At 47.5% G+C, this 23,584-nt stretch carries 16 protein-coding genes and 1 riboswitch; of the genes, 12 read left to right on the top strand and 4 right to left on the bottom strand.

Going from position 1 to position 23,584, the window contains the following annotated elements; genetic code table 11:
* The first annotated feature begins 56 nt into the window (after positions 1-56).
* The 3 genes from ade to ACKTT9_RS33995 all read left to right on the top strand — a co-directional run bounded on the left by ade (position 57) and on the right by ACKTT9_RS33995 (position 6,410).
* Positions 57-1,850 carry an adenine deaminase gene (gene ade / locus ACKTT9_RS34005; protein WP_407869474.1) on the top strand — a complete coding sequence of 598 codons (1,794 nt, stop codon included), beginning with the start codon at positions 57-59 and terminating at the stop codon, positions 1,848-1,850.
* 419 nt (positions 1,851-2,269) lie between these two features.
* Positions 2,270-2,361, top strand: a riboswitch (cyclic di-GMP riboswitch).
* A gap of 77 nt (positions 2,362-2,438) precedes the next feature.
* Positions 2,439-3,968 carry a methyl-accepting chemotaxis protein gene (locus ACKTT9_RS34000; protein ID WP_407869473.1) on the top strand — a complete coding sequence of 510 codons (1,530 nt, stop codon included), beginning with the start codon at positions 2,439-2,441 and terminating at the stop codon, positions 3,966-3,968.
* Between the two features lie 33 nt (positions 3,969-4,001).
* Positions 4,002-6,410, top strand: a complete 2,409-nt coding sequence (locus tag ACKTT9_RS33995) for an EAL domain-containing protein (RefSeq protein ID WP_407869472.1) — start codon at positions 4,002-4,004, stop codon at positions 6,408-6,410.
* 48 nt (positions 6,411-6,458) lie between these two features.
* Here the strand turns inward: ACKTT9_RS33995 and ACKTT9_RS33990 are convergent, their stop codons facing one another.
* Positions 6,459-6,611 (bottom strand): hypothetical protein, encoded by a 153-nt coding sequence (locus ACKTT9_RS33990; protein WP_407869471.1) that lies wholly within the window; start codon positions 6,609-6,611, stop codon positions 6,459-6,461.
* A gap of 196 nt (positions 6,612-6,807) precedes the next feature.
* Here ACKTT9_RS33990 and ACKTT9_RS33985 point away from each other — a divergent pair, with 196 nt between their 5' ends.
* Positions 6,808-7,344, top strand: a complete 537-nt coding sequence (locus ACKTT9_RS33985; protein WP_407869470.1) for a YceI family protein — start codon at positions 6,808-6,810, stop codon at positions 7,342-7,344.
* A gap of 62 nt (positions 7,345-7,406) precedes the next feature.
* On the opposite strand, the gene ACKTT9_RS33980 is transcribed toward ACKTT9_RS33985, so the two are convergent.
* The 3 genes from ACKTT9_RS33980 to ACKTT9_RS33970 form a co-directional block, all read right to left on the bottom strand.
* Positions 7,407-8,927: an ATP-binding protein gene (locus tag ACKTT9_RS33980; protein WP_407869469.1), complete on the bottom strand. Its 1,521-nt coding sequence runs from the start codon at positions 8,925-8,927 to the stop codon at positions 7,407-7,409.
* A 228-nt stretch (positions 8,928-9,155) separates the two neighbouring features.
* Entirely contained in the window at positions 9,156-10,709 is a 1,554-nt protein-coding gene (locus ACKTT9_RS33975; protein WP_407869468.1) for a response regulator, read from the bottom strand.
* Positions 10,696-12,504 (bottom strand): sensor histidine kinase, encoded by a 1,809-nt coding sequence (locus ACKTT9_RS33970; RefSeq protein WP_407869467.1) that lies wholly within the window; start codon positions 12,502-12,504, stop codon positions 10,696-10,698. Before ACKTT9_RS33970 ends, ACKTT9_RS33975 begins: the two co-directional genes overlap by 14 nt.
* Before the next feature lie 307 nt (positions 12,505-12,811).
* Here ACKTT9_RS33970 and ACKTT9_RS33965 point away from each other — a divergent pair, with 307 nt between their 5' ends.
* The 8 genes from ACKTT9_RS33965 (at position 12,812) to ACKTT9_RS33930 (ending at position 23,555) form a co-directional block, all read left to right on the top strand.
* Positions 12,812-13,666, top strand: coding sequence for an ABC transporter permease (locus ACKTT9_RS33965; protein WP_407873171.1), 855 nt, complete (start codon positions 12,812-12,814; stop codon positions 13,664-13,666).
* A 15-nt stretch (positions 13,667-13,681) separates the two neighbouring features.
* Positions 13,682-14,554, top strand: a complete 873-nt coding sequence (locus ACKTT9_RS33960; protein WP_407869466.1) for a carbohydrate ABC transporter permease — start codon at positions 13,682-13,684, stop codon at positions 14,552-14,554.
* Positions 14,555-14,617: 63 nt separating this feature from the next.
* On the top strand, positions 14,618-16,294 hold the full coding sequence (locus ACKTT9_RS33955; protein ID WP_407869465.1) for a hypothetical protein: 1,677 nt from the start codon (positions 14,618-14,620) through the stop codon (positions 16,292-16,294).
* A 95-nt stretch (positions 16,295-16,389) separates the two neighbouring features.
* Positions 16,390-17,469, top strand: a complete 1,080-nt coding sequence (locus ACKTT9_RS33950) for a Gfo/Idh/MocA family protein (RefSeq protein WP_407869464.1) — start codon at positions 16,390-16,392, stop codon at positions 17,467-17,469.
* 36 nt (positions 17,470-17,505) lie between these two features.
* The gene (locus ACKTT9_RS33945) at positions 17,506-18,528 is read left to right on the top strand and encodes a Gfo/Idh/MocA family protein (protein WP_407869463.1); all 1,023 of its coding nucleotides are present in this window, start codon (positions 17,506-17,508) and stop codon (positions 18,526-18,528) included.
* A gap of 88 nt (positions 18,529-18,616) precedes the next feature.
* Positions 18,617-19,567 carry a sugar phosphate isomerase/epimerase family protein gene (locus ACKTT9_RS33940; RefSeq protein WP_407869462.1) on the top strand — a complete coding sequence of 317 codons (951 nt, stop codon included), beginning with the start codon at positions 18,617-18,619 and terminating at the stop codon, positions 19,565-19,567.
* Between the two features lie 9 nt (positions 19,568-19,576).
* Positions 19,577-21,316, top strand: a complete 1,740-nt coding sequence (locus tag ACKTT9_RS33935; protein ID WP_407869461.1) for a hypothetical protein — start codon at positions 19,577-19,579, stop codon at positions 21,314-21,316.
* A 16-nt stretch (positions 21,317-21,332) separates the two neighbouring features.
* Positions 21,333-23,555 (top strand): glycoside hydrolase family 105 protein, encoded by a 2,223-nt coding sequence (locus ACKTT9_RS33930; RefSeq protein WP_407869460.1) that lies wholly within the window; start codon positions 21,333-21,335, stop codon positions 23,553-23,555.
* The last annotated feature ends 29 nt before the right edge of the window (positions 23,556-23,584 follow it).

The raw sequence follows: 23,584 nt of genomic DNA, 5'->3' as shown, positions 1-23,584 counted from the left end.
GTTGTCATCTAAATGGGCTATAATAGGAGTTGAAATTCATAATAGGGAGAAATAACATGACTCAATATAAAAGAAATAAACTGGTTGAAGTGAGCGGCAAGTTGGCTAAAGTCGCCATGGGCAGCGCTTATGCGGATGTGGTCATTAAAAACGGTACGCTGGTCAATGTGTATTCAGGCGAATTAATTGCGCATATGGATGTCGCTGTGGCTGAGGGACGAGTGGCATTTGTCGGGAACGCCGACCACACGATTGGCGAGCAAACAGTTGTTATTGACGCTGCCGGGAAATACATAGCTCCAGGATTCCTAGACGGTCATATGCATGTTGAAAGCACGATGCTTTCTGTTACGGAGTTTGCCAAAGCGGCTCTACCCAAAGGAACAACGGTAATCTTCATGGACCCTCATGAGATTGCCAATGTGTTCGGTTCCGAAGGAGTAAAGCTGATGCATGAAGAGGGGCAGCAGCTGCCGCTCAAAGTGTTCACGACGTTTCCATCTTGCGTGCCTGCGACAACAGACTTGGAAGATGCGGGTGCCAGCTTGGAAGTGAAGGATATTGAAGAAGGATTGCAGTGGGAAAATGTAGTCGGACTTGGTGAAGTGATGAACTTCCCTGGTGTCGTCTACGGGGATCCGAAAATGTGCGGAGAAATTGAAGCGACGATTAACAGCGGCAAAGCCGTCACAGGGCATTTTCCAAGCGAAGATGACCGTATGCTGCAAGCTTATATCGCGTCCGGCGTGACCTCCGATCACGAAACCGTAACACGCGAGCAAGGGCTGCACAAAGTCCGCATGGGCATGCATTTGATGATTCGCGAAGGCTCCGCTTGGCATGATGTCAAAGAGGTCATCAAGGTGGTTACCGAAGATAAAGTGAACACCTCTAACATTTCCCTCGTCACGGATGACGTCAGTCCGCAAACGCTAGTGGAAAAAGGACATCTCAACCATGTGGTGCGCCGTGCGATTGAAGAGGGCGTCGATCCTGTTACCGCGATTCAAATGGTGACCATTAATGTGGCGCGCTATTTTAACCTGGAGAAGGATCTAGGCAGCATTACGCCAGGAAAATGCGCAGACATTTTATTGCTCGATGATTTGCAAAAGGTTGAGCCTGTCACTGTCATGACGGACGGGAACATTATCTTTGACCAGGGCCAAATTGTTGCAGATTTCCCTACGTATGTGTATCCGTCGCATATTCGCAGCTCCATGAATGTGAAGCGGGAGCTGACGGCGCAGGACTTTCAGCTTGCTAGCCGCGGTAACGATGAGCGAACAAGCGTCAATGTCATTCAGGTGATTGAAAATAGTGCAAGAACAGCGAAAATGACAGCCACGTTAAGCGTCGAGGATGGCATTATTCAACCGGATATCCAGCAGGACGTTGTCCGTCTGGCTTGTATTGAGCGGCACCGCGGCACAGGCGAAATTTCGCTTGGTTTCACGAGCGGATTTCAATTGAAATCCGGCGCTGTAGCGTCTACTGTGGCGCATGACAGCCATAATTTGATTGTTATGGGCATTGATGAGCAGGATATGGCTCTCGCTGCAAATGAGCTTGTGAAATTGGGAGGCGGCACCATCGTCGTAGAGAACGGCCGCGTGCTGGCTCAAGTGCCGTTAACGATAGCAGGCCTTATGTCCGATAAATCTCTGCTTGAAGTCGTTGACGAAGTTGCCCAGCTTGAAGGAGCATGGAAACAAATTGGCTGTCCGTTAAACGCACCGTTTATGACTTTTTCATTGATAGCTCTGCCGGTTATCCCTGAAATTCGGATTTCAAACCGTGGAATAGTCGACGTAACTCAGTTTAAGCTCATTGACGTGGAACTGGTTTAGGTTATTGAAAGGTACCCCTTAGGGTGCCTTTTCTTATTTGGGGGAGGGAACTACAGGCCGCTATTCCCCAGAAAAGGGGCGATTCCCACTTGCAGGGGGAACTACGGTCCGCTATTTTACCGATTTCACCCCGGAAAACCTGCTATGATGGCAGAATAAGACCCTGTAGTTCCGCTCGGAGGGGAATCAGGTCGTTTTCCTTGCAATAGTGGCCTCGAGTTCCTCTAACGAATTTTCCTGTCGATAAGTATGAAGTTTTGTCAAAAGTACATCTTTCGGTCTGTTGACATTTTATAAACCTTATCATATTTTAATCTGTTTCGACACGATACAACATTTATTGCTATGTACATATTAAAATTTATCGCTCTATAATAAGTATCAGATTTAAGACAAACAGCATGTACGAATGACTGACTAATTGATAAAGGCAAATCATTGGAAACAATGAGACGCAAAGCCATGGCCTAACACATACATTTTTGTATGATATGGTTGACAGGTTACCGGGTAGGAAGGATCAAGATCATCCTTTATTCGGGGTGGTCTTTTTTGTTCGTCAAAACATCATCCAAGGAGGCAATTTGCTTGAAAGAGAAAAACCGTGTTATGCAACTAATTGTCATCGGGACACTCGTCCTAAGTTTGTTGGTCCATGCACTAAACCACATTGCTCATCACTCGCTCATGGAACACGTAGTCATGCATTCAGCGTTCTCACACGGTTTTTTAAATCAAATGTTTTTCTGGACACCGATTGGGCTTGTTATCATCGGAGCCGTGCTGTCCCGCCTCCAAGCTGAACATCCTTGGATCCCGTTTGTTCATATGTTGTCGTTAACGTTGTGCTCGATGTCGATTATTGCCGGGGGCAATGGCATGGTGGAGTATCATTTTTCCATCTTCATGGTGTTAGCTATCTTGATGTACTATAACAATATTACCTTGCTGCTCAGCAGTACGGTTCTTTTTGCCGCCCAGCATCTGCTCGGGTTCTTCTTTTTTCCTGAACTGGTCTACGGTTCCGAAGTGTATGCGTTTACAATGGTGGCGATACATTTGATTTTCGTCATCCTGTTCATCGGCGCAGTGCTGTATCAAATCATCTCCAACCGGCATGCAACGCAGCGCTTCGAGAAGGAACAAAATCAAAAGCTGCAGCAAACCGTAAGGTCAATTATTGAGAGTCTCGCCCATACTTCTCAAGAGGTACAACTGAACTCCAGCGGTCTGAGCGCTCAGTCCAATGAACTCAATCGCTTGACGATGGAAGTTGTTCAAACGATGCATCAGGTGGAGCAGGCTGCCAACGATCAAGAAAACAGCGTAGAAGTTAGCCGGAAGGCAATAGGCGAAATGCTCACGGATATTTGCCATATTGCTGAGAATTCCGCCAGTGCGTCAGAGCTATCCAGTCAAGCGGCCCATGAAGCTGAAAAGGGAAATCAATCCATTCAGCTGGCTGTTCAGCAGATGCAATCCATGAATCACGCCATTCATACAACCGCCGAGAAAGTGAAATTACTTGGAGAACGATCGCAAGAGATTAATCAAATCGTCAATTTGATAACCGATGTTGCTTCACGTACGAATTTGCTAGCTCTTAATGCTGCTATCGAAGCAGCGCGTGCAGGTGAGCATGGGAAAGGGTTTACGGTTGTGTCAACAGAAGTCCGCAAATTAGCCGAGCAAACGAGCGAGTCCGCTAAACAAATTGCAGAGCTGATTGAAGATATACAAATGAACAATCAATCCTCCATGCATGCGATGGATCAAGTCATTGGTACCTTTGCTCAAGGAAATGAGGCCGTTGTTTCTGCGGGACAAGCTTTTGGACGCATCCTGGGATCCATCCATTCTGTAGCTACGCAAATGCGCACGATCAGCGGTACATCGCAACAGATGTCGGCAAGTACACAGCAATTCAGTGCTACTATGGAGGAAATTTCATTATTATCCAGCCAACTAACCGACAATGTGAAATCAGTCAGCAAACGAACGGATCAACAGGACTTACTGATTAATAAAGCGTCAGATTTAGCCGACAAACTGGAAGAACATAGCCATACACTCAATGACATCATGAGGAAGACTAAGCTTACCTTTTCTCTCCAGTAACTTCCAACAGTAATGAAGAAATGAGGATCACATATGCATCACCCGATAACAGAAAGTTATAATTTCGTCCTAGTTCTCTTGTCATTCACCATCGCCTTGCTTGCCTCTTTTACAGCCCTTAATTTGGCGCGTAAAGTATCGTCCTCGGAGGGGTGGTATCAGAAAAGCTGGATGATTTGCAGTGCCATTGTCATGGGGGTAGGCATCTGGTCCATGCATTTTATCGCCATGCTGGCTTGTGTATTGCCGGCAGGAGTGACTTATGACCTCTCCATCGTCAGCATTTCCATTATCGTAGCGGTCAGTGGCGCGCTCGTCGGGCTTTTTGTCGCGTTCCAGAAGAACTTCACTAAGACGAAGCTCATCATTGGCGGAACGACGATGGGATTTGCCATTAGCGGCATGCATTATATCGGGATGTCTGCCCTGCAGCATATAACGATTCGTTATCTCCCCGTAACGTTTATTTTATCCATTATTATTGCTATTCTGGCCTCAATAACGGCTCTCTACCTATTTTTAAAACGGAGCCAAAAAATTGCCATCAGCGCTTTGATCATGGGGATAGCGATCACGGGCATGCACTATACGGGTATGGCCGCTGCCGTGATGACCATGCAGGATACTTCGCATCATACAAGTGAAAATGGTGTGAGTATGGACTTTTTCGTGGTCGCCATGTATGTTGCGTTCGGAGCCATTCTGATTTTCGCGTTTAGCTTTATTAGCTCCCTATCGTCCGACAGACGGTTAGCTGAACAAATTGCGCTGAAAGCTTCCATATTAGAGTCAGCGATTGACGGCATTCTGATGTTCAAAGCGCAGGGTCGAATCATTGAATTCAATCCAGCTGCTGAAGAGATTTTTGGTTATACACGCAAAGAGGCGCTTCACTTAACCATTTTCGACCTTTTGTTTCTATTCGATCAAGACGGACAGGATGCTTCAGACTTGTATAAACAGTTAACGCAAAAGGTTGACTCCATCATTGGTAAACGCTTTGAAATTATGGCCTACCGGTCCAATCACGCGAAGTTTCCGGCTGAAATCGTGATCACGAATCTCTTTTATGCAGGCAAACTCGTTTATACGGCTTATCTGCGCGATTTGACGGAAATCCGAAAGTCGGAGGAGCTCATTCAGAAGTTAGCTTACTTCGATCATCTGACGGGTCTGCCTAATCGCAACCAGTTCAATCAGCTTATTGAAGATACCCTAAATCACGCCGGTAAAAATCAGGAGACTGTGGCAGTATTGTTTTTGGATATTTACCGGTTTAAATGGATCAATGACTCCTTTGGCCATCTTGTTGGCGATCATGTGCTGAAGCAGTTCTCTGCGTTGATATCGAGTAACCTTCCGGAGCACGGCACGGCCTCAAGACTTAGCGGGGATGAATTTGTCATCTTATTGCCGCATGGAGACAGGGAAATGGCTGAGCACCAAGCATTAGACATCATGAAAAGATTGGAAATACCTTTACAAGTAGATGGAAGAGAATTTGATGTTTCTACGAATATGGGGATTTCGTTGTATCCACAAGATGGACAATCCTCAGAAATATTGCTGAAAAATGCGGACCAGGCGATGTATGCGGCGAAAGAGCAGGGGAGAAACAATTACCGATTTTTCCGTAAAAATATGAAAACCAAGTTTTCTTACCGAGTTGCGATTGAACAATACTTGCGTCATGCGATTGATAATGATGAACTAACCTTAGTTTATCAGCCTAAGTTTGATGCGCGTACGTGTGAATTGGTGGGGATGGAGGCACTTCTTCGATGGAATAACGAGCAGTTAGGATGCGTTTCACCAGAGATGTTCATTCCGGTGGCCGAAGAATCCCGTCAAATCATCGAAATCGGCCACTGGGTACTCCATACGGCTGCGGCGCAAATGAAGAAATGGCAGGATGCAGGATTAAATGCCGTCTCGATGGCAGTCAACATATCGGCGGTGCAGCTGCACAATGAGCAGTTTATTCCATCGATTCAGGATATTTTGCAAACGTATCAATTGGACCCTAAATGGTTGGAACTCGAAATGACGGAAAGCATCGAAATTAATCGCAGCAGCATGCTGGAGAAGCTCCGAGCCCTGAACCGGATGGGGGTAAGACTGGCTGTGGATGACTTTGGCACAGGGTATTCGTCGATCAGTTATTTGCAGAAATTCCCGATCAATTCCCTTAAAATTGATAAATCCTTCGTTCAACGCATTTCCGGTCCTGATTCGGACAATTCGCTTATTGACGCAATTATCGCCATGGGCCGCAGCCTTAAGCTGGAAGTGATAGCCGAAGGGGTAGAAACCGAGGAACAGTTTGCTTATTTAAAAAGTCATGGCTGCCATCAGGTGCAAGGTTATTTGTTTGCAGCTCCTTTAAAGGCAGAGGAGTTTGAGGCGCGTTATATGCAAGCTGTCTTGAACCATATGGCATAGGAAAGAAGACCGTCAGGGCTCGGGGCCTTGGCGGTCTTAATGTGTTTTCTAGCGCAAATAAGGAAAATACGGAATTGGGATGGGCGCACTGTTCACATTGGCAGGTTTAATCGTGATGTCCGTCGGAACGCTCTTCCCGGGTGGCAATTGAATGATACCGCTTCCATCATAATACACAGGTTTATTCGATTCTGCCGCCATTCCTGTTTCCTCCTACAAAGGGGATTTTTTTGGACTACTGCCGATACATTAATGTATGACGGTAAAAGGAATTAAACAACGTGTTTCTTCCAGAAATTGTTTGACAAAAGATAGGCCGCCGAGTTACGATAAAATGGAATGAGTAATAGTTAGTAAATTATTTTTAATAAGTTATTACTTAGGAGGCGTAACTTTTATGGCCAAGTCAAAATGGGCAGTAGATGCAAGTCACAGCAGTATTGACTTCTCCGTCAGGCACATGATGATTGCTAAGGTTAAAGGCACATTCCACTCGTTCGAAGCACAGATTGAAGCGGATGCGACGGATCTCTCGTCGGCCGATATTCACTTTCAGGTGGATATAGGAAGTATTGATACTCGCAATACGGATCGAGACGCACATCTGCGTTCAGCCGATTTCTTTGATAGCGAGAAGCACCCTACGATGACATTCCAATCCACTCAAGTTACAAAAACCGGAGATGGAGAATACGCGTTAACCGGCGATTTGACAATACGCGGCGTTACGAGGCCTGAGACGTTCGAAGTAACATTTGAAGGTACCGGCAAAGATCCTTGGGGGAATGAGAAAGCTGGTTTCAGTGCGGTGGGAAGCATTAAACGTGCTGATTTCGGCCTAACCTATAATGCTGCGTTGGAAACTGGCGGAGTCTTGATTGGCGACGAGGTCAAAATTTCAATTGAAATTGAGGCTGTTGGGCAGCCTTCATAAAATAAAAAGCAGGTCGGGGAACTTCCCGATCTGCTTTTTTGTGTGGAAGAATGGAGCCGCGGCTAAACTTCAACCGTCGGCAGTTTAAAGCTGAAGATGGAGCCCAGGCCAATGGCGCTTTTTACTTCCAGCGAGCCGCCGTGGTCAACGGCGATCTTTTGGCAAATGGAGAGACCCAGACCTGTCCCGTTTTCTTTGGTAGTATAGAAAGGATTGAAGATTTGCTCCATTTCACTTTCGGACATGCCTTCGCCGGAATCTTCGATTTCAATGATCGCGAGTTCATTTTCCTGTTTTATGCGCACGTGAACATCGCCGGGATGCTTCATCGCTTCGAATGCATTTTGGATTAGATTCAGCAGGACTTGTACAATTTTATCCCGATCGATGAAGATATAAAGAGCCTCTTTCGTATCCTCGAAAATGATGGTGTGTCCGCGATAAAGCGCATCCGATTCCGCTAAGGATAGAACCCGATCCAGGCACTCCGTGATGGACTCCGGCTTCATGTTGCTGATATGCGGTTTGGAAAATTGCAGGAATTCCGCCGTCAGCTCATTCATTCTTCGAATCTCGCTCATAATTAATTCATGCCATGGTTGAATATTATATTGGCTTTTGGTCGCGATTTGCATGAAGCCTTTGATCGTTGTAAGCGGGTTTCGAATTTCATGCGCCATCCCCGCCGCCAATTCGCCGATCATCTTCATTTTCTCGGAGCGGAATAAATGCTCCTCTCGTTTGAGCCATATTTCCCGTTTACTCTTGAACAAACGCTCCTCGGCCAAAGAGATGAGTTCTTCCTTCGTTGCAGCCTCCAGAGGGTGCTCGGCAAAGCTGTAAGTCACTTGAAAGCCTAATATATTGGAATTCAAGGATTCGCTAATATTAGAAATAAGGTTCTCTTTTGCAGGTAAAATAATGGCAAACCGGTCTCCCGCGTAACGGGATATCGCATAGGAATCATAGAAAATGCTGCCCAGCAACAGCGCAATCTGATTCAAGGTTTCATTACCGTTATGGATATTCTCGTAATTGACCGATTTGAAGTCCTGAAAGTCCAACAAAACTAAAACAAAGCTGAAGCGCTTAACCATTAAGTTTTCAACGGTGGTTACGTAACCTTCATAATTCAATAGCCCTGTCAGCGGGTCATGTGTCGTGAGATAATCCTTTTCTTCGCGTAAACGTTTCTTCTCCGACTCGGATTTAATCACATATTGGACAAGCAGCACGAACATAACGGCGCTTGCAATATCGTAGATCGAAACTAAGAGATTGTAAGTGGTAAAAGGCACATAGGATAAGCGTATGCACGTATATAAACCGATGTACATGAGCGCTTTCTGCATGGTGTAGGTATACTTCTGCCCATTTTGTATAGAAAAGCCGATCAACATATAATACAGCAGCAAGCACCAATTCAGATGACTGGACCAATGAAACAGGGCGAGGAAGATGAACTGAATGTTGGGTAAAAAAGGGAGCTTTCGCTCGAGGGCGATGCTGAGGTAAAAAGCGCAGCCTAATAGGATGACTGCAGTGGTATTTGGTGCATTCCCCATTGCTATGGATGATACCATGGTCAAGCAACAAATAAAGGGGATACCTATATGTTTGATTATCTTGATGACCAACGGATAACACTCCCGACTCTTGTATAGAATTGGCAATCTTCATATTGTTAGATTATAAACGAAGTTGGATTCAATATATGTCGGTTTATGTCACGAATTTCGTTAATTTTTGATGATTTTTTTTAGCGTTTTTTAAGTGTTGGAGAGAAGGATGTCGATTTAACGACACCCCTGTTACCGATGATTCCGATACTCCTTGGGAGACATTTGAAATTGCTGCTTAAATACGTTGGTAAAATAGTTTGGCTCGTCGAATCCAATGGCACATGCGATTTCGAATATTTTCATATCCGTGTTTCGCAGCAGCAGAGCTGCTTTATCCATGCGCAGACGGGTCACAAAGCGGGTGAAGCTTTCCCCGGTTGCTTTCTTAAACAGCACGCTAAAATAGCTGGAGTTGAGGTGAAGATGAGCGGCTACATCCGTTAGGCGGCACTCCTCGTTGTAGTGCTCCTCGATGTACTTTGTAGCTTTCTCAATGACATTGTCACTCTTGGACGCTTGCCAGTTATTGAACAGAAGCAGGAAGTTGTTCACCTGTGTGTCTGCCCAGCGAAGGACTTCCTCCACCGTCCAATGGGCTTGCGGCATATCGGTCGGTATTCTTGCTGTCGCTTCACGACCGTCGGGATCAAACTGTTTCTGAATGGTTCCCAGCAAAGCAATCGAGAGCGTGAGCGCCTGAATTTTCATATCTTCAGGCGGCTGATGGGACAAATCGGCAAGCAGCTGATTAAGAAGCTGCTGCAGCGCGTTTTCCTGTGCGATCAGAATTGCGGACATTAGCTTCATTTCCAACTCATTGACTTTCGCCTGATTTAAGGAAAGCGTCATGCCTGAGCCTGTACCCGCTTCTTTATCCATTCGTTCGCCGTCAGAATCCGAAGGGGTCTCACCGCTCTTGAACTGGTCATAGAATTCAGCCAACTGCTTATAAGGGGGAGCTGCACCCATAGCTTGAACGTTCACACGAATGTTCAAGTACTCGAAGGAAGCATCCTGCACAGCTTGGATGAAGCTTTCGTCCGGTCCAGGCTGGTCGGCGACCACGACGAAACGATCATGTTCGACCAAGAGGAGCCTGGCGGGAAGGCCGGCGCCCTTCAACAGCTCCTCGACGATATTGGAGAAGGCGAATTGGATGAGGCTCAGGTCGGCTTTGCCATAGTTTTTGAGGGCCAAGTCTTCGCTGTTCAGCTGAAGCAGCCACAGCTCCTTCGTCAGAAGAACCTCATCCATGTTTTTCATGGCTTCGTAAGACGAAGGCAGATCTAATAAAGCTGCACGCAGCTCTTGATCCTGCTGCAATTTGCGCTGGGCGAGAAGATGCTGCTGCTGCGCGTATTTCTCGTAGTACCGCTCGGAAGCCTTATTCATGACCTGCATGACATCTTGTTCCGTGCAAGGCTTGATAAGCAGATCGAGGGCTCCGAGTCTGACGGCTGCCTGGGCGTACTCAAAATTTTTGTAGCCTGTAAGGATGATAACCAGCAGGTCCGGATAATGCTTCCTTAGGTGCCCTACAAATTCAATCCCATCCATGACAGGCATGCGAATGTCCGTAAGCACGAGATCAGGCTTGACCCGATCTACCAAGGCCAGCGCGTCTTGCCCATTGCTGGCCTCCCCGACAACGTTCCAGCCAACTTGCCCTTCTTCGAACATTTTGATCAAGCCCCTACGGAAGTTGGGCTGATCTTCCACGATGACCACGTTACCCTTCAGCATGCTGGCTCAGCTCCTTTTTAGTTGGGTGATTAGGCAGGATGAGGCGCATCGTCGTTCCGCTATTCACAACGCTCTCCACTTCGAGCCGGTAAGGCTGCCCGTGAACGAGCTCCAGCCGTCTAACAACACTGCGAACGCCAAGGTGTTCCCGTCCATCCGAGCGCTGAGGCAGAGAAGTCCCCTTCGGCCCCAGCAGGATAGCGATCGCGGATTCATCCATGCCGCAGCCGTTATCGGTCACTTCTATTTCCAAATGGTCAAGATGCTGACGAGCTCGAATAACCAAGATTTTATGTGACACCTTATTCCGAAAGGCATGTACGAATACATTTTCTACGAGAGGCTGGAGAAGGAAACGCATCATCTCGTTGTCCAGCACTTGCTCATCCGCTTGGATAATCGTTTCCAAATCCGGTTCGAACAATTCGGTTTGCAGCTTCACATAATTGCGAATTTGCTGAAATTCCTCCTGCACGGTTGTCAGTGTCCGGACGGGCATCAGGGAGTACTTGAGCATTTCCGAAATGGTGGCGATTAAGGCAGCGGTGTCCTTTTCATTTTGCAAATAAAGCTTCCAATAAATTTCGTTGAACATATTGTGCAGAAAATGAGGGTTAAGCTGAACCTGCAGCGCTTTGAGCTCTGCTTCCCTTTCGCTTAGCTGGGTGAGATAGACTTCTGTAATCAACCTGCCGACCTGCTCAGCCATGGCATTGAAGCTCTCGCCCATATAGGCGAGTTCATCTTTGGTACGGATTTCAATGCGGGCGCTGAAGTCACCGGAACGTACTTTGCGAAGCCCAAGCAGCAGATCCTTGATCGGCCTCAAGAGTTTGCCTGTCGAGATGACGATGAGAATACTCGTTAACAAAATACTGATGAAACCGGTATACGCAATACGTTTGGATAAAATTTTATTTTTAACTTGAATGTCGGAAAGGGATGTTGAGCTGACAAGCTTAAAGGATGTTGCTTTGGATATCCCCTGTACATAGAGATGATTGTTCATCACCCGGGTTTCGCTCATATCCTGCAGCATCTGGGCTTTCTCCGCTGTTTCAAGCGTGGAATTGCTATAGAGCAATTCCTTGTTTTCGTTGTACAAATAGACTTCGCCTGTCCCGTCCTTGATTAACTCCTTCAATATCCCGGCAAAAAAGGATTCATCCACAGCCATGACGAGAACACCATAGGTTTGCAGAGCGCTATTTTTCATCAGCCTGGCGATAATTATGGTTTGCCTGAAGCCACTCGGTTCAATGGAGCTGGGCAGAGGCATACTCATCCAGGCGAGATTCCCATAGGTATCGTTTAGTTTGGATTGGATCGTTTGAAAGGTTGGTTCATCCAAGTTTTTGATCGCAGAAGTCGTATAGCTGAAATAAGAAGGATTGCCGTTTAAGTCATACAGATACATCCCTGTAATATAAGGCGCGTCTGATTTGATTTGGAAAATCTGCTCTTCGATTTGCTTTTTATCATAGTACAGATTAAAGGCATCGGCATCCTCTTGGGAATTGATACGTTTGATGAGCATTTCAATTTGCGGATTGAATACTACGGTCTGGGATACGCGCACAATTTCCTGAACCTTCATCTCAATTTTGGCCAAAGCCTCTTCATTCGTACGGGAAAACTGCTTGCTGATCTCCTCTTCGAATAATTTCAGATTATACTGATAAGTCAAATAACCGGTAATCCCGAAGGCAAGTAAAATGATGGCGGACAGGCTAATAATGAGTCGAATTCGAAAGCTGCGGTTGATGCCTATGAGTAGTTGTCGCCAGATTTGCATCTCAGATTCCCCAATTTGCTTATAGTTTGCAAGCCATAACGTTGCTGAGGTCATTATACAATATTTCTGCTATATAAAAATCGCTTTCAAACATGACCAAATGAATTTATAGAATCTTCTATAATTTTTTAAGGGTTTTGATACACGAACCCGAGTATGATAGGATGCATACCAACGAATTAGGGAGTGAGCAAGCATGAGCAGTCGAATCGGAGAACCCCCTGTCACTTCATCATCAGTGAACCTGCACAAGACAGCTTCTTTAAAGCGGAGCAGGCGATTGAAACAAAATATTCCTTTGTTCATCATGCTGATTCCAGTTATCGCTTATTATGTGATATTCAAATATTGGCCTATGGGCGGACTTGTTATCGCTTTCAAAACCTATAACTTTGCAGATGGCATCTGGAATAGCCCTTGGGTGGGACTAAAGAATTTTAAATTGTTGTTTTCCAGCTCCAATACGCTCCAAATCATTTGGAACACATTTTGGCTGAGCTTTCTAAGCTTGGTGCTCGGATTCCCGGTTCCTATTTTCCTCGCTGTTTTGCTCAATGAGGTCCGGAAGTCGTGGTTCAAAAAATGGGTGCAAACGATCATTTACTTACCGCACTTCTTCTCTTGGGTCATTGTGTCAGGTATCGTATTATCGTTATTTGCAACCGATTATGGTTCCATCAATAAGGTGCTCAAGCTGTTCGATCTGGAGCCAATTACTTTTTTATATGAATCGCATTCATGGATAAGCATTTTTATCGGATCTGGCATTTGGAAGGAAATGGGTTTCAGCACGATCATCTACCTGGCTGCTCTAACGACCATTGATCCGTCGCTTTATGAATCGGCCTGTATGGATGGAGCTACCAAGTGGCGTCAGATGTGGCATGTAACGCTTCCCGGCATTCGGCACACCATTATTTTATTGCTGATATTAGCGATGGGTAAAATTATGGAAGTTGGATTTGATCAAGTCTATAACTTACAGAACGCTGCCGTTGCAGACGTGTCGGAGGTTATCAGTACTTACATTTATAAAATAGGACTAGGCAGCTCGCAATTCAGCTTAACGACGGCCATGGGACTATTCGAATCGGTTATTAGCTGCAGTCTCGTGTTGATCGCTAACCGGATTGCCAAAAAATTTGATCAAGCCCTGTTCTAGAGAGGAGGACATGTAGTGAAAGCAACAAGAGGAGAAAAGATTTTCTATACGGTCAATTACGTGCTGCTTGCACTCATTGCCTTAACTTGCATCCTGCCGTTTATTCATATCATAGCGTTATCGCTTAGCGATCGGTCATCTGTAGATTCAGGCCATGTCTTCTTTTGGCCGGTAGGACTGCAGTTCACAGCATATAAAATTTTCTTCCTCGCAAGCCCGGCATTTAACGCTTTCAAAAATAGCATATTCATCACCGTGGTCGGCGTGGTATTAAGTTTATTGGGCACTATTTTAGCGGCTTATCCGTTGTCCAGATCCTATTTGTTCGCTCGTCGCTATCTGGTTCTCGGCATGGTGTTTACGATGTTATTCGCCGGTGGTTTAATTCCAACTTATCTTGTTGTAAAAAACATGCATCTTATCGATTCCTACTGGTCTTTATGGCTGACAGGATTCATTAGTACATACAATATGCTGCTGATGAAAAGCTATTTTGAGAATATTCCTTATGAAGTACAGGAAGCTGCGCGCATTGACGGATGCAGTGACACCGCACTGCTCATTCGAGTCATTTTACCCTTATCCTTGCCGATGTTGGCGACTCTGGCGTTATTTTATGGCATTAACTATTGGAACGCGTTCATGAGTGTTCTAATGTATATCAATAAAAGCGATATGATGAATTTAACGGTCGTTGTGCAAGCCATGCTGCAAAAAAACGATCTGTTGAACTCTCCTTCCCTGAATACGGAGGAGCAAGCAGCGGTTGCTACAGAGATGGTGAAAGCCGTGGGCGTTGTTGTGATGGTTGTGCCTATGCTGGTGATTTATCCTTTCTTGCAGAAGTATTTTGTCAAAGGCGTCATGCTTGGATCCGTAAAGGGGTAAAAAAACGTTGGTGTTCCCGTTTAACAAAACTTCACTATAAAATTTTGCAGGGGGAAAATGCGCATGAAAAACTTGAAACTGTGGCTTGGAATCACCGTAGGGGTTGTCGCGCTTGGTGCAACGTTGGTTGGCTGCAGCAGTGACAAAAAAGAAGGGACAGCAGCGACGACAAGCAGCAAACCGGGTGAAGAGAAGCCGGCTAAGCGTGGTGATGTGACGGTATCCATGTACGATCGGGGTGCGGTACCTGCATCCGAAGGATCGTATGAAGAGAATCGCTGGAGCAAATGGATCAATCAAAACGGACCTGCCAACGTGAAGTATGTTCCTATCCTCCGTAGTGATTCAACCAAGAAATTGAACGTTCTGTTTGCGTCGGGTTCCGCTCCGGATATCGTTAACGAGTACAACACACCGTTTCGAGGAAGTTTGTACGATCAGAAACAACTGCTTCCTATTGATAACATTTTGCAATATATGCCTGAATACCAGAAGCTGCTGACGCAATATCCGCAATTGAAAAAGGCAGGGACGAAGCCGGATGGCAAGCTCTACGAAATTGGAAAAGTCAAAGAGGCGGTTCCTGCCCATATATTGCTCATTCGAACCGATTGGTTGAAGAAATTGAATCTGGCGATGCCGACGACAACGGATGAGTTATTGAAAGTGGCTAAGGCATTCGCTGACCAAGACCCTGATGGGAATGGTAAAAAAGATACATACGGCCTGAATATGAGCACGTATTCCGAGCAAGCCATCAATGAGATGTTTGGCGAGAGCTCCTCGAGCTCGCTGCTGGCTTGGGATCTGAAGGATGGCAAAGTTGTCCGTGCGTGGGACAAAGAGCTTGCTTCTCTCACCTTCAAGAAGCAGCTCTACGATGAAGGCCTGATCGACAAAGACTATATCAACGATAAAGATGGCGCCAAGGCGAAACAGGACTTTTTGAATGGGAAGATCGGCATTTATGTGAAGTTTACAGGCGGCTGGTATGACTTTATTATGAACGATCTTACGACACTGCAGAAAAACGCGCCTGGGGCGGAAGTAGCTCCATTAGGTTATCCGAAGTCACCGCTTGGGACATTTACTGGCGCCATTGATAACCCTGTTCAAATGACAACCGTTGTGAACGCTAAAGCGAAAGATCCGGAAGCCGTTGGCCGCTATCTTGACTTTATTATGAAGCCGGAAACCGCTAATAAAATTGTCAATGGAGACGAAGGCACACACTGGAAGAAAGCTCCCAATGGTTGTCCGCAAGCGATAGATCCTGCAAAGTCCAAGAACGAAGTCAGCTATGCGTACGACTATACCATGTTCTTCTCATCGGGCGTTGATAAATGTACGTATGTACTGAATGGTTTCAATGCTGAAGTACCAGCGCAAAAAGCAGGAATGGATATGTATAAAGAAGTGCAGAAGCTCTATTTTGATCCGCAAAGAGAATATCCGGGAATTGCTTTAGGCGACCACATGCCGGTGTACAGCGCAGATCTGCAAGTCATTAACACCACGATTTTGAAAGAAAAAGGCGACATATTCGTGAAGGCCATTCTTAGCGGTGCTAAGTACACGCCGGAGCAAGCAATCAAAGACTCACAAGCGGCTTGGGCGAAAGCAGGCGGTCAACAGCTCGAGGATTTCATGAACAAATGGTACCAAGAGAATAAAGATACAGCATTCCTGGCTAAGGATGCGATGATTATCGCGAAACAACAGATGGAGACAGTTAAGTAAGTCATTCTTGAAGAAGGGCTGGATACCGATGAAGTTGCCTGCGCGTTCAGGCCCCTCATTGGTATCCAGCATCTTGCATCATGGGGGAAATTATAATGAACAAAGTTAAAGTAGCTATTATCGGTTGTGGCGGTATCGCAACGGGGAAACATTTGCCTAGCTTGAGCAAGGTTGCGGAAGCGGAGATCATCGGTTTTTTCGACATCTTTCCGGCAAGCGCACACCAAGCAGCAGCGAAATTTGGCGCTCCCGGTGCTAAAGTATACGACGATTACCGCGAATTATTGGCAGATCCTGCGATTGATGTTGTACATATTTGTACGCCGAATGATACGCATGCGGAAATCTCGATTGCTGCTTTGGAAGCAGGCAAGCATGTCATGTGTGAAAAGCCGATGGCGAAAACAGCTGCGGATGCCCGCCGTATGGTGGAAACTGCCAAACGGACAGGCAAAAAATTAACGATTGGCTACAACAATCGTTTCCGCGCAGACAGTCAGTATTTGAAACGGGTCGTTGAAAACGGAGATTTGGGCGAGATTTATTTCGCGAAAGCTCATGCCGTTCGCAGACGCGGCGTCCCTACTTGGGGTGTTTTCCTGGATGAAGATAAACAAGGTGGAGGGCCGCTGATCGATATCGGTACGCATGCTCTTGATTTAACCCTTTGGTTGATGAATAACTACGAACCTAAAGTGGTGCTGGGCACTGCTTATCATAAATTGTCACGCAAAGAGAACGCCGCTAATGCATGGGGACCGTGGGACCCGAATAAATTCAAGGTTGAGGATTCGGCATTCGCTATGATTGTCATGAAAAATGGGGCGGCCATTATGGTGGAGGCCAGTTGGGCGCTCAATACGCTCGATACCAAGGAAGCGAAGTGTACGCTTTGCGGTACCGAAGGGGGAGCGGATATGCAGGACGGGTTGCGCATTAATGGCGAGAACCATAGCCGTCTATATGTGAACCAATTGCAGTTTGAGGCCAAGGGCGCAGACTTCTACGAAGGCAAGAAAGAAAGCATGCAGGATAAGGAAATTCGTCTATGGATTGATGCCATTATGCATGATAAAGAGCCGATCGTAACGCCAGAGCAGTCCTGCATCGTATCGGAAATCCTTGAAGCGATATATGAATCGAATCGAACTGGAAAAGCCGTATATTTTGACTAAATGATCGAAAAAAGATCGGAAAAGGAGTCTCAAACGATGATTAGAGTTGCGATGTTGAGCTTTTGGCATGTTCATGCCAAAGACTACGCACGTATGGCAAGTCAGCATCCCGACACCGAAATCGTGGCTGTTTGGGATGAAGATGCGCGGCGTGGCAGAGAGAAAGCCGGTGAGTTCAGCGTCAGGTTTTATGAGAATCTTGAGGAGCTTTTGATCAATCCTGAGATCGATGCGGTTATTGTGGATACACCCACAACGGCGCACCGCGATGTAATTATCGCCGCGGCTCGTGCGGGTAAGCATGTTTTTACAGAAAAGGTTGTTGCCACTACAACAAAGGAATGCAAAGAAATACTAGCGGCGGTTGAAGCTGCTGGGGTGAAGTTCACCGTCTCTTTGCCGCGGCTGTACACCGGGTTCACGCAAAGCATCATGAAGGCTATTCATAAAGGCCATCTTGGCACGATATCGACGGTGCGTATCCGGCTTGCTCATAACGGCGCACTCCCAACAAAGAGTAATCCGAATGGCTCGCTGCCTTCGTATTTCTTTGATCTGGAGTCGTGCGGAGGAGGAGCCTTGATGGACCTTGGCTGCCATCCGATGTACTTAACCCGCTTATTTCTGGGTTTGCCGGAAAGCGTCAGCGCCAGCTTCGGCTACATCACGGGGCGCGAGGTAGAGGATAGTGCAGTAGCTACTTTGCGTTATCCAAGCGGAGCACTGGGGATTGTTGAAGCGGGATTTGTGAATAGCTACTCGCAATTCGATATTGAGGTGCAAGGGACCGAGGGAAGCATGAAGTATTCTCGCACCGATGATCGGGTCTATATCCGCAGCTCCAAGTTATCAGGTGAGGCAGCAGCAGAATGGCAAGCGGCGCAGGAACTTCCGGCGAGTCTGCCGACTCCATTCGAACAGTGGGTGTCACATATACAGAACCAAACAACAGCTTCAGAGAACATTCAATTAGCGCTTGATTTAACACGTTTAATGGAAGCATCGACGCAATCGGCACAGACGGGCACAGCTATTTATTTGCGAGATCTTACCGAATAAGGCGGCATTTCCGCAGAAAGGCCAGTTCATCCCCTGCATATAGATGAAGGGTGATCTGGTCTTTGTCATAATAGAAGGAGGCAAGTAGATGATCGACAAAGGGGAATATTCATTTTCAACGTGCTGGAATATTAAGAAACATACCGTCGGCCGGGACATGGTGGAGGAAATTAAGGGGCTTGGCTTTCGATATGTAGAACTGAATTACAATGTGACTGAAGAGATGATGAAAACCATTGAACCGATGATTGAAAAAGGGGAAATAGGCGTTTCGAGTGTGCACAATGTATTTCCGTTCATCGACGATAAGGATTATGATACCGATTCCGTGATGCTGGGCTTTGATGACGAAGAGAAGCGTAAACGCTCTGTTGAGCTGCTCATTCGATCCATGGAATATGCTAACCGCTATGGAGCGAAAGCCGTAGTCGTACATCCTGGCGAAGTCCCTTTTGAGTATAATATTGATCTGGATTTGAAGAAGTTTTACCAGGAGCATGGAAGGGCGTCGGCGGAGTATCAAGGGCTGTGGCAGAATATGCTGGAAAGGCGCGAGAGGCTCAGTCCTCGGTATACGAAACGGATTCAGGATAGCTTGGACGAAGTGAGTGATTATGCAGCGAAAAAAGGCTGGGATATCGCGATTGGCATTGAAACCCGCTCGAGATCGTATCAGATGCCGACGCTGATGGAAGCCAAGACGATTTGTGAAAATTTGGGGGGAAGTCCCGTTCGTCTTTGGTACGATATCGGTCACGCCATGATGATGGATCGAATGGGTTTGTACGACAACTTGAAAGAGCTGGAGGAAGTTAAGCCGTATATTTACGGTGTTCATATTCATGAAACACTCGGGCTTTCCGACCATTGGTGCCCTTATGTACATAGCAAAGATCTGCATTTCTTTGACCATTTCCTTGAGGCTATCGACATTGCCAAGGTTAAAGTGTACGAGTTGAAGGCTGTATGTCAACCAGATGAGATCGAGGAGAGCCACAGACTGATCACAAGTAAAATAGCGGCCGGGAAAGGGCAATAGGTGAGACACATGGACTTCATATATAAGCGGTTGGTGGAAAATAACGACGAACTGGCAGCATCTGCGCTTAAAAGCCAAGTGCTTGATCCAGCATCCAAGTATTACGGCGGAATTATTGATGAGACGGGCATTGCGCGCGCCAGTCATCATAGTACGCCTGTTTATATAGCTGCCTGGGCAGCGGCCTTGGTGAATCCGGACTCCAGATTCTACCATAGCGAGACACTAGCAGCTTCCTTGGAGCTAGCAGCAGCGTTCATGCTGAACAGGCAGCATCCGGACGGGACGATTTCGCTGGGGTCAACCAATTACAACTCCCCGCCTGACACCGGCTTCGTAATTGGCGGCGTAGCGCAGATTTATCAGCTGCTCGCGGGTCATGAGTGGTTTGTCCTACAGCCAATAGCGGCCAAACTAAAGCTATTTCTTGAACGGACGATACCGGCCATGCTGACGGGCGGCTGCCATACGCCGAATCATCGATGGGTGCTTACGGCTGCCTTAGCCCAGTTGTATGATATTTTCCAAAGGCCCGAGCTCCTCGCACGAGCGGATGAATGGCTCGCAGAAGGCCTGGACATTACGGCAGATGGCGAATGGACGGAGCGGAGCAACGGCATTTATAATGCCGTCAGCAATGTTGCGCTGTATCATACGGCTCGCGTCTTGCATCGTCCCGAATTGTTGGACAGCGTGCGCCGGAATCTGCGGATGATGGTCTACCTCATCCATCCGTCAGGTGAAGTGGTAACCGACTATTCGGGCCGGCAGGATTTTGGCCAAACCTATGATATGGCTACCTATTATACGATTTATCGCTTAATGGCTGCACATGACAAGGACCCGCTCTTCGCCGCCATGTGCGATTATGCCGCTGGTTTCGTCAAGCGTCCTGACGGTGTAAACAATAACGCTCTGCTGCATGTGCTGCTTTACCCGGAAGTAGAAGAAACCATTCGTGACTTGGAACGCGCCGAACTTCCCGATCAATATGCTTGTATGCTGAATCAGCATCATCCTATGAATGAGCACCTGGGCTTAATCGATGCTGTCGGCCATCATCTGAAAATTCAGCACAGTTCCATGCATCTGGCATTCGGAGCGCCGGTGGTGCGCATTCGCGAGAAGGATAAGAGCATAACGATTATGCCGCAAACGCCATCCTTTTTCTCGCTTCGTCATGGGAAAGTCAGGCTGCTGGGCATTAAGCTGTCCACATCCTTTTCTCCGGGTATCGTTAAATTTGATCAGCTAACCGCCCAAGACGGCGTCTATCGGCTAGGTGTCGTTATGGAAAAAGGCTACAATGGACCTGTTCCACAGCAGCACCTTCCCCTTTCGGCGAAAGGGCCGGTAAGTCCGTGGTATTTGCTGCCGCATCAGCACCGGCCGATGACGCATTTGCAAACCCATGAGCTGCAGGTGGAAATTAAACAAAATTCGTCCGACTGGACGGTGCGCATACATTCCGATGAGCGGGAAGACGTCTTTACGCAGCTAACCTTTATTCTGGGTAATGAAGGAGCCGTAGAGGGAGAAGATCTGCAGGATGCAGGCGACGGGAAATATTTCCTCAAAAGCGGGTCTATGACCTATCGGGTGGAGGAAGACAGCATTGAAATAACTTCAGGAGCTTTCGAACACGTATTGCCTATCCTTCGTGAAGACCAGCACCCGGCAGGCTGCCAATATGTCCATGTGAACTTGGTAACGCCGTTTGACCGAACCTTCACGGTACGACTGCTGTAGAAAGGATTGTGGAGAGATGACCACCTATTTCAATGAACAAGAGAGCATCCAGTCCCGCTTAGGTAAGGACGAAAAACGCACGCTGAAAGTGCTTGCTGATCGCTATATCGGAGCCAATCCGCCTGTGCCGTTTGCCTTTCGGGCGTTCAATCGAGCAGGTATTCTGCAAAATGACGAGGGCTTATTTGATCTCAATCTTCGTCACAGATTCCCAGAGGCAAAGCAGGGGCAAATTTCTTATGCTTACTCGCTTGTATGGAGTGATAGTGACCGGAATCTGGACGTGTTGATGCGTTGTTTGGGTCCGATTCAGTTTTACTTTAATGATGAGCTATCCTACCGTTCCAACGTTATAGATGAGCTGAAGCCGGATGCGACTGTTAAGCTGAACCTCAATTTCGTCAAAGGCTGGAATCGTCTGTTCATAAAAGCGAAAGTGACGGCGGCGGGATTCGGGTGTTTATTCGGCTCGGATGAAGCCAAAGTAAGAATTTTGAATGTGCGTTCTCCTTTTGCTGAAAGAATGGCGCAAGCGGGATGGGTATATTCCGCTCCAATCGACGCTGACCTGTTCGAGGAGAGTCCGCTGCCGGCAGCGTTCTCTTCCGAGAAAGAGCAGGGCGTCAATTGGCTCCCGGAATCCGACTGGCGTGAAGAGGAGCTGGCTCTACAGGTTTGCGAGCGCTTATTCGGCCTTCAGCCAGGCAAGCGAGCTTATGCATGGACCCAGCTGAACGCTACCGGCATGGGCAAGGCTCCTTATGTGTTAAAAGGGACCACAACCGGGCCGTTGACGGTTTCGGTGAACGGTCACCCAGTAGCTGCGGTTCAGACGGCGGGCAGTTTCGAAGTGGAAGTGCCGCTGGCCTTCGGCAAGCACGATATAGTAATCCGCAGCGAGTGCGAACCGGCTTCGCTCTCGTGGGGCTTCACCGTGCAGGGTTATGCAGGCGGAGATCAGGTACCGTTCCATGCGCCAGTGGACGTGCATGGCTCGGATGAGGTTTGGCTCTATTTGGGTCCTTTTGATGCCAATGTGGAACTGAACGAGAATGAAATCGCTACGACGAAGCGCGTTTTTGCAGGCAATTATTGGCGCTTGGACCGCCCGGAGACGTGGATTCGTCCCTATTATGAGAACGCCATGCTGAGCAATAAATGGACCGTTGGCAATGTGACCAACTTTGCCCGCTGGGACTATCCGCTCGGGGTGACCATCTACGGGCTGCTGCAAACCGGCCGTTTGCTGGAACGGCCGGATATTCTCTCGTATGCGCTGGAGCATGTCCAGAGCTGTACGGATATGTTCGAGTACTCGCTATGGGACCGCGAGCAGTACGGGTTCCCGGCCATCAATCAGCAACTGGTGATGATGAAAATGCTCGACAACTGCGGATCCTTCGGATCGGCCATGTTGGAATCGTATAAAGAAGATCAGCATGCGAGTTACCTGCCGATTGCCCACAGGATTGCCGACTTCATGCTTCAGCAGCTGGAGAGGAAAGAAGACGGAGCCTTTTATCGGGTGTGTCAGGATGAGTATTCGGAGAATACCATGTGGGCGGACGACCTCTATATGAGCACGCCGTTCCTGTGCCGCTATGCGGCGGTAACGGGAAATCGTGAAGCGCTGGATGAGGCGGCGAAGCAGTTCCTGTTATTCCGGAACTACTTATTTATGCCGGAGCAGCGCATCATGTCCCACGTATTTGACTTCAAATACGGGATGCCGACAAGGATTCCGTGGGGGCGCGGCAACGGATGGACCTTATTCTCCCTGACCGAGGTGCTGGAGGCTTTGCCGGCAGATCATGCGCTTCGCGCTGAGCTTGTCCGCTTTTTTAACGAGCTGTGCGCAGGCTATGCCGAGCTGCAGGCAGCAAGCGGACTATGGCATCAGGTGTTGAATGATCCTGATGCGTATCAAGAGGCTTCTTGTACGGCGATGTTTGCGTATTCGTTTGCCAGAGGCGTCCGCTTTGGCTGGCTTGCCGAGCCGCAGCGGTACATCCAGGCTGGGCTTAAAGCCTGGGATGGCTTAACGCGGTATGCCATTGACGCGCAGGGTAACGTGCACGGTGTTTGCAGCGGCTCGCGGTACGCTTTTACAGCGGATTATTACAAAAAGGATCTGCTTACCGTTACGAACGATAACCACGGGGTAGGCATTATGATGCTGGCGGGCACAGAGATCGTTAAGCTGAAGAGTTGGTTGAGGGAACCGGCAAGCAGGGATTGAAGATAACCTGTCACGGCGGATTTTATATT

Origin of the sequence: Paenibacillus sp. P36, from assembly GCF_045866505.1 — a bacterium.
GTDB classification, from domain to species: Bacteria; Bacillota; Bacilli; order Paenibacillales; family NBRC-103111; genus Paenibacillus_E; species Paenibacillus_E chondroitinus.
The sequence above is the reverse complement of the archived record's forward strand: the minus strand, read 5'-3'. Positions and strand labels throughout refer to the sequence as shown.

Coding starts and splice junctions, on each gene's coding strand:
- ade (WP_407869474.1), top strand. CDS start 57: ATGACTCAATATAAAAGAAATAAACTGGTTGAAGTGAGCGGCAAGTTG.
- ACKTT9_RS33995 (WP_407869472.1), top strand. CDS start 4,002: ATGCATCACCCGATAACAGAAAGTTATAATTTCGTCCTAGTTCTCTTG.
- ACKTT9_RS33990 (WP_407869471.1), bottom strand. CDS start 6,611: ATGGCGGCAGAATCGAATAAACCTGTGTATTATGATGGAAGCGGTATC.
- ACKTT9_RS33985 (WP_407869470.1), top strand. CDS start 6,808: ATGGCCAAGTCAAAATGGGCAGTAGATGCAAGTCACAGCAGTATTGAC.
- ACKTT9_RS33980 (WP_407869469.1), bottom strand. CDS start 8,927: ATGGTATCATCCATAGCAATGGGGAATGCACCAAATACCACTGCAGTC.
- ACKTT9_RS33975 (WP_407869468.1), bottom strand. CDS start 10,709: ATGCTGAAGGGTAACGTGGTCATCGTGGAAGATCAGCCCAACTTCCGT.
- ACKTT9_RS33970 (WP_407869467.1), bottom strand. CDS start 12,504: ATGCAAATCTGGCGACAACTACTCATAGGCATCAACCGCAGCTTTCGA.
- ACKTT9_RS33965 (WP_407873171.1), top strand. CDS start 12,812: ATGCTGATTCCAGTTATCGCTTATTATGTGATATTCAAATATTGGCCT.
- ACKTT9_RS33955 (WP_407869465.1), top strand. CDS start 14,618: ATGAAAAACTTGAAACTGTGGCTTGGAATCACCGTAGGGGTTGTCGCG.
- ACKTT9_RS33950 (WP_407869464.1), top strand. CDS start 16,390: ATGAACAAAGTTAAAGTAGCTATTATCGGTTGTGGCGGTATCGCAACG.
- ACKTT9_RS33945 (WP_407869463.1), top strand. CDS start 17,506: ATGATTAGAGTTGCGATGTTGAGCTTTTGGCATGTTCATGCCAAAGAC.
- ACKTT9_RS33940 (WP_407869462.1), top strand. CDS start 18,617: ATGATCGACAAAGGGGAATATTCATTTTCAACGTGCTGGAATATTAAG.
- ACKTT9_RS33935 (WP_407869461.1), top strand. CDS start 19,577: ATGGACTTCATATATAAGCGGTTGGTGGAAAATAACGACGAACTGGCA.
- ACKTT9_RS33930 (WP_407869460.1), top strand. CDS start 21,333: ATGACCACCTATTTCAATGAACAAGAGAGCATCCAGTCCCGCTTAGGT.